Raw genomic sequence first — 2,684 nt, 5'->3', positions numbered from 1 at the left:
GAAGATGAAGCAGATTGGACTGATATTAAAAATTTATTTACTGCACTGCATGCAAGTACTAGAACATCAGATGCAGTTACTTGGAGAGCAAATTTAGAAACTGTTTTAGATGTAGATACTTTTTTAAACTATTTAGCAGTTAACACAGTTGTTCAAAATTGGGATACTTATGGTAGAATGGAGCATAATTATTATTTATACAACAACCCAGATAATAATTTACTTACTTGGATTCCTTGGGATAATAATGAAGCCTTACAAGATGGTAAACAAGGGGGGGCTTTAAATTTAAATTTCTCAGATCTTTCAAAAAATGACTGGCCTTTAATTGAATATTTATACGAAGATGAGGTTTATAAAGCCAAATATGATGCATACGTAAAAGCAACTATAAATAGCCCTTTTGAAACAAGTTACATACAAAGTGTTTATGATTCTTATGCTTCACTAGTAGAACCTTATGCCACAACCGAAATATATGGTTATTCATTTTTAAGAAATAGTAGTGAATTTAATTCTGAAATTTCAACACTTAAATCACATGCTTCAAGCAGAGCAACAGCTGTACAAAACTATTTAAATTAGTTTCGTTTTAATATCTTTGTTTGTACTCACTCTTTTTAAAGTACAAACAAAGGTATTTTTTATGCAGCATTATATAATTTAGTAACAACTAAAAAATGAAACTTATAAAAAAACAATACAATTTCACTTCATTTGAGCCTTTTATAATTATTGCTTTTTGGGCATTATTATTTGCGTCACCATTACTTTTTGGAAGGTTTCAAGAAGAAATAGATTGGGAACATATTTCTAAAGTTTGGATTAATTATTTACCATTGTTAGGTGTATTTTTAATCAATCGATTTTTTTTATTACCAAAATTGTTTTTTAATGGAAAAAGAACAACCTATTTTATTGCTACTGTAACGCTTATAATTTTTACAACATTCGCTTATTATTCTTTTGAAAAAACTAATATCCCTTCCAGAAAAAGACCTCTAGAAAGAATGGAAAACAGTAAATTTCAAAATACGCCTCCAAAATTTTCAGAAAACAGGCCACCACCAAATAACGGAGAAAACAGACCTCAACCAATTCCTGGGTATGCTAATTTTTTAATATTAGCAGCTTTACTAGTTGGTTTTGATGCTGGTTTACAAATATCTATGCGATGGTCAAAATTAGAACAAGAAAAATTTAAACTTCAAAAAGAAAATGTAGAAAATCAATTGGCTTTTTTAAAAAATCAGGTAAGTCCACATTTCTTTATGAATACGCTAAATAATATTCACGCTTTGGTTGATATTGATGCAGAAGAATCTAAAAAAGCGATTATAAAACTGTCTCATTTAATGCGGCATTTATTATACGATTCTGAAGGAGCATCAAATTCAATTGATAAAGAAATTGAATTTATAGAAAGTTATATTGAATTAATGCGTTTACGTTTTAGCGAAAAAGTAAAAATAACGTTTGAAATTCCTTCTGAAATTCCAGATAAAAAAATTCCACCTTTGTTGTTTACTTCATTATTAGAAAATGCTTTTAAACACGGTATTAGTTATAAAGAAGCATCTTTTATAAATATATCACTTTCTTTTTCTGAAGGTAAACTTCATTTTGAAATTGAAAATAGCAATCATAAAAAAACGTCTGAAGATGCATCAGGAATTGGAATTGAAAACACTAAAAAAAGACTAAATTTATTATTCAAAAATAATTTTGATTTCAATATTTCTGAAACAAATGACATTTACAAAATAAACTTAAGTATTCCGCTATGATAAAATGTATTGCCATTGATGATGAACCTTTAGCTTTAAAACAAATTGCGGGTTATGTTAAAAAAACACCTTTTTTAGAGCTTCAAGAGGTTTTTGAAAGTCCCATTAATGCCCTTTTGTATTTGCAAAATAACGCTGTTGACTTAATGTTTGTTGACATTAATATGCCAGATTTAAATGGAATGGATTTTGTAAAATCATTAGAAAATTCTCCAAAAATAATTTTCACCACTGCTTATAGCGAATATGCTTTGGAAGGTTTTAAGGTAGATGCGTTGGATTATTTATTAAAACCAATTGATTATGCAACGTTTTTAAAAGCCTCAAATAAAGCAAATAATTGGTTTGATTTACAAAATTTAAAACATGAACAAATTAATAGCAACGATGATTTTTTATTTATAAAATCTGAATATAAAATTTTACGGGTTAAATTAAATGATATAAAATACATTGAAGGAATGCGCGAATATGTGCGAATTCATTTAATCAATGAAAAACCAATTATGACGTTGTTAAGTATGAAAGTTGTAGCGCAACAATTACCTAGCAATAGCTTTATGCGTGTGCACAGATCTTATATTGTAAACCTAAATATGATTACAACAATTGAACGCAATAGAATTGTTTTTGATAAAGTTTACATTCCTGTAAGTGAACAATATAAGGAAGATTTTCAGCAATTTATTAGTAAGAATTTTTTATCGTAACTGTAATGGTTCAACAGATTTTCCGCTACCAGATTCACCAACAATTCCTAAAATTTGATTCTTTCTAAGACTGTACTAAATTTAATTGAATGCTCGATTTAAACCCGAATCGGTTTTAAATGAAATTGATAAATCTTAAACTGATAACATTTGGTTGTTGTATGTGATAAAAATACACTATTTCAAT

3 protein-coding genes are annotated in these 2,684 nt (G+C 27.8%); all 3 read left to right on the top strand.

The features are described 5' to 3' along the window. Positions 1–585 (top strand): CotH kinase family protein (locus tag AB1Z17_RS14220; RefSeq protein ID WP_368052431.1); only part of this gene is annotated, 585 nt, incomplete at its 5' end. Positions 586–680: 95 nt separating this feature from the next. Then, positions 681–1,787 carry a sensor histidine kinase gene (locus AB1Z17_RS14215; RefSeq protein ID WP_368052430.1) on the top strand — a complete coding sequence of 369 codons (1,107 nt, stop codon included), beginning with the start codon at positions 681–683 and terminating at the stop codon, positions 1,785–1,787. Beyond that, positions 1,784–2,497: a LytR/AlgR family response regulator transcription factor gene (locus tag AB1Z17_RS14210; RefSeq protein ID WP_368052429.1), complete on the top strand. Its 714-nt coding sequence runs from the start codon at positions 1,784–1,786 to the stop codon at positions 2,495–2,497. Before AB1Z17_RS14215 ends, AB1Z17_RS14210 begins: the two co-directional genes overlap by 4 nt. Positions 2,498–2,684 lie beyond the last annotated feature (187 nt).

Origin of the sequence: Lutibacter sp., from assembly GCF_040883305.1 — a bacterium.
Taxonomy (GTDB): Bacteria; Bacteroidota; Bacteroidia; order Flavobacteriales; family Flavobacteriaceae; genus Lutibacter.
This window is presented reverse-complemented; position numbering and strand designations above follow the sequence as displayed.